Below are 3939 nucleotides of genomic sequence, written 5' to 3'. Positions count from 1 at the left end.
TCGGATAGTCACCACGGACCTCGGCAACCATACGGACCGCTCGTTTGCGCAGCTCAACGGGATAGGAGGAGGGACGTGCCATGACTCAATCCTTTTACGGAATCGAGTCTCTACCGAACCCGGAACGGTTCACTAATGAGGTGGCTTCGTTGCGCCTGCTGGGCGCCCGGAAGGTAGCGCACTGGGCCCCACCGGTGACAGGAAGCCCCTCGAACGGGTGCCGAGCGTTGGAGACGGTGCTGGATCCCGGCCTCGTGGGCGTCAGCCCCGACGATGGCGAGATTTGCCAAGCAATACCGCACCCCACACCGCCGCCCGCCCTTCCATGTGAAAACGCTGGGCTGGGCGGTGAAGCCGACGAGGCGGCGGCAGTTGACCCAGTCGACCGGCCCGTCCATCCTGATCAACCCGACCGCCCGAAACCACCGCGCCCTGGAGCCCGACATGATCGTGCCCGACCCCGTCACGCGCGACATTCTCGCGACCTTCGAAAATGTGCGATTCCGGCTGTTCGAGCGTCTGGAGGGCCTGACCGACGCCGAGTACCGTTGGGAGCCGGTCAGCGACTGCATCAGCATCCGCCCCGGCAACGACGGGATCTTCCGCGTCGCCACGCTGTTTCCGGAATCGAGCCCGCATGTGCCAGATCCCATCACGACGATCGCCTGGCGCATCTGGCACATCGGCAGCCTCTGCCTGCGCGGCTATGTGATCCACTTCTTCGAGGACGTTCCCGAGCTCGGCGACCGCCACGAGTGGCCGGGCACCGCGAAAGAGGGCGTCCAGGCGCTGACCGAGGACTGGGAGCACTTCATCTCTCGTATCGCAGCCCTCGGCGACGAGCGTCTCCTGGCGCCGATAGGCATGGGCCCAGGCGGATGGGACGGTGAGACCTATCTGAAGCTTGCGCTGCACGCGTTGAAGGAGGTCACACACCACGGTGGTGAGATCGGCCTGCTGCGTGACCTGTACCTGCGCGAAGGCGTCTGATTCTTGGCGGTGGGCGATCTTGTTCGGCGGCCGGGGCGCGGATGGCCAGATCGTCGGTCGGGGGGCGCTCGTCGAGATCGATGACGTCGTGGGTCACCAGGTAAGCGTCCGAGGGGCGCTGCCAGGGTTCCATGGCCAAGTCCGCAGCGGCCATACGGATCAGGCTGATCGCTACTTCCGCGTTCGTGCTGTCGCCCCCCTCGTCATTTTTCCGTGGCGGCAAGTCCTATCACCGGGAGTCGGGTGGTTGATCAGGTGACCAGCAATACGCGCGTGCGTAGCAGGCTGAAACTGGCTCGGCCGAACATCTGTCGCTTGAACATCTTGATTCTGTTGACGTGACCTCCAACAACACCGCAGTTCCAGGGCAGGGTCAGGCCGGCGATGACAGCGTCGCGGTCTCGGTCGATTCCTGGCGCGAGAGAGTGGAGGCCGGGCAAGCCACTGCGGGAGCCGTTCGCCCTGGCGCTCGGTGAGCATCTGGGCGAAGGACCGGACGTGACCGGTCCGGCGTCGAGTTTAGCGACGCCCGTGAACGCACTTGACCAGCGGATTCATGTGAGGTGAACATACGTCCAACAGGCCGCAGGACCTACCGGACGCCACGGAAACCCCCTCGCGGCCCTGACATGGATCTTCTGCCCTGTGGGGGGAATTGTGCAGTTCTGGCCGCACGGCACGCTGCCACGGAGAATGACCCGCGCCGCATGTGTGGGTGTGCTGCTCGCGGGAGGAAGCGTGGCCTGCGCCGCGACCGACGGGAAGGACTCCACGGCTCCTTCCTCGGACACTTCCGCGGGCCGGGTCGCGATGGACTCGACCGCGGCTGCAGGAACCGATGCCATAGCCGGAGAGAAGCCCGAAGCAGTCGTGGCGAAGGCAGCCAAGAGCACCGAGAGCCTCACCTCGCTCCGCTACCGGATCGCCGGGACCGTACCGTCAATGGGGCATGTCAAAGGCGAGGTCTCCATGACCACGAAGCCCTGGGCCATGAACATGAAGGTGACGGCCGAGTCCGGCACGGCGTGGCACGGGCCGATGGAGTTCCGGTTCGTCAAGGACACGATGTACGCGGGCGGAAGCGCGCTGCGCGCCCGCCGTGCCGACCACAAGGGCTGGCTCAGGGCCGCTCCGGCCGTCTGGGGGCGTGGCAGTTCGCAGAACCAGGCGTTCGGCCTGCTCCCGAACGTACTGGAGGAAAATCCGATCGAGCAGACCGCGCTGCTTACCGGGTCCAAGGATCTCAAGATGGTCGGGACCGAGACGGTTGCCGGCGCGAGCACTGTCCACTACGCGGGAACCGTCGCGAAGGACGACGTGACAGGTGACCGGCTGGACCAGCTCATCGGGCTGGAGATCACCGAACCGCTCACCATGGACCTGTGGATCGACGGCGGCGGCCACACCAAGCAGTTCCGCCTCAGGGGCAGGCACGACGAGAAGTTCTTCCCCGGGACCGGGAACGCTCCGCTGGACCTGAACGTCACCTTCCTGGACTTCAACAAGCCGCTCACCATCAAGGCCCCCGATACGGCCGACGCGGTGTCTCTCGGAGACGCGCGCGAAGGCTGACAAGCCATTTCTCTTGACTGCGCCCACAGCGCAAGCGATTCGGTCGACATGCCCGCCGCCGTTTCCACCGTTGCCGCGCCCGCCCGGCCAACACATTCCGCCGACTCTGATCACCGATTGAGATGAGTCGTAGAGGCTGTCCCCCAACCGCCCGGGAGGTGCGCGTGAGTGGGGGCCCTGACCGGTTGGGCCTTGGGGACGATGAGGCCATGGATACACTGCTGGCTTCGTTGATCTCCAAGAACAGCGTTTGGCGACGGTCGCCAGAGGCAGTTGGTGGTCAACCGGCTCTGGAATGTGGATGAGAAATGACGGCGCTGCGTGGATGCGAACGTGTCGACGGCCAGCCGCTCGAAGGACAGCTGGTCGTCAAAGCAGGTAGCGGCGGAGGTCAGCACGTGTTCTGGCCTCCGGTGGCCGGGTGAGGCAGTGCAGCCCTTGATGTTCGCGCGGTTTCGACCGGCGATTATTCACTTGACCCGGTCCGTACGGTGTTTGAGTGAAGGATTCTTTGATCGACGAACTCCGCACCGCGTATGACGCCCAACTCCGTGGTGTCACCCCGCCTGGCGGCAGCGCCCGCGTCGAGAAGGACGGCCCGTTGACCCGTGTCGTCGGTTGGCACCGTGGCTTCGTCACGGGCCCACGCGACCTCGGTGTGTACGGGGCAGAACTCGACACGCTCATAGCGCGGCAGCGTGACTTCTACGGCGCCCGTGGCGAGGCGGTCGAATGGAAGACTCGCGCCCATGATCTCCCCGCCGACCTGACCGACCGGCTCACCGCGGCCGGCTTCGTCGCCGAGGACAGCGAGACGGTGCTCATCGGGCGGGCCGCAGACCTTGCCGCCGACCCCGTCCTGCCCGACGGCGTGACCCTCCGCCGTGTCACCGCCAGATCAGACCTCCAGCGCATCGCCGCTCTGGAGAGCACCGTCTGGGGCGAGGACTGGAGTTGGCTCGCCGACGACCTGGCGGCCCGGGTCGAGGACGCCCCGGAGAACACCATCGTCCTCGTCGCCGAGGCCCGCGCCGAAGTCGTCTGCGCCGCTTGGCTGGTGTTCAACGACGGCGTCGACTTCGGCGGCCTCTGGGGCGGATCAACGGTCAAGGAATGGCGCGGACAGGGCATCTACCGGGCCATGGTCGCCCACCGAGCCCAACTCGCTGCTGCCCGCGATGTCCCCTATGTCTACGTCGACGCCTCAGCCGACAGCGCTCCGATCCTCACCCGCCTTGGCCTGCACGCGGTCACCACGACGACACCGTATGTCTGGTCGCCCTGATCTCCGCGTCGGCGTACGCGGACCGTGTGCCCCAAGTGCCGAGTAGCAGTTGCCGGAACTCCCGTCTGTATCCCGGGAGACTGGGTTGCCGG

At 66.0% G+C, this 3939-nt stretch carries 3 protein-coding genes; all 3 read left to right on the top strand.

The annotated features are described in order from the left end of the window. Positions 1-273: 273 nt before the first annotated feature. The 3 genes from ACFXI4_RS44425 to ACFXI4_RS44415 all read left to right on the top strand — a co-directional run bounded on the left by ACFXI4_RS44425 (position 274) and on the right by ACFXI4_RS44415 (position 3847). Entirely contained in the window at positions 274-990 is a 717-nt protein-coding gene (locus ACFXI4_RS44425; RefSeq protein ID WP_385003364.1) for a DinB family protein, read from the top strand. Between the two features lie 870 nt (positions 991-1860). Beyond that, positions 1861-2562, top strand: a complete 702-nt coding sequence (locus ACFXI4_RS44420) for an LppX_LprAFG lipoprotein (protein ID WP_385003361.1) — start codon at positions 1861-1863, stop codon at positions 2560-2562. Positions 2563-3061: 499 nt separating this feature from the next. After that, the gene (locus ACFXI4_RS44415) at positions 3062-3847 is read left to right on the top strand and encodes a GNAT family N-acetyltransferase (protein WP_385003358.1); all 786 of its coding nucleotides are present in this window, start codon (positions 3062-3064) and stop codon (positions 3845-3847) included. The last annotated feature ends 92 nt before the right edge of the window (positions 3848-3939 follow it).

Origin of the sequence: Streptomyces sp. NPDC059224, assembly GCF_042754285.1 — a bacterium.
In the GTDB taxonomy this organism is placed as follows: domain Bacteria; phylum Actinomycetota; class Actinomycetes; order Streptomycetales; family Streptomycetaceae; genus Streptomyces.
The sequence above is the reverse complement of the archived record's forward strand: the minus strand, read 5'-3'. Positions and strand labels throughout refer to the sequence as shown.

What these genes read in the sequence shown, in the direction of transcription:
- ACFXI4_RS44425 (WP_385003364.1), top strand. Translation starts at nt 274, where the DNA reads ATGGCGAGATTTGCCAAGCAATACCGCACCCCACACCGCCGCCCGCCC.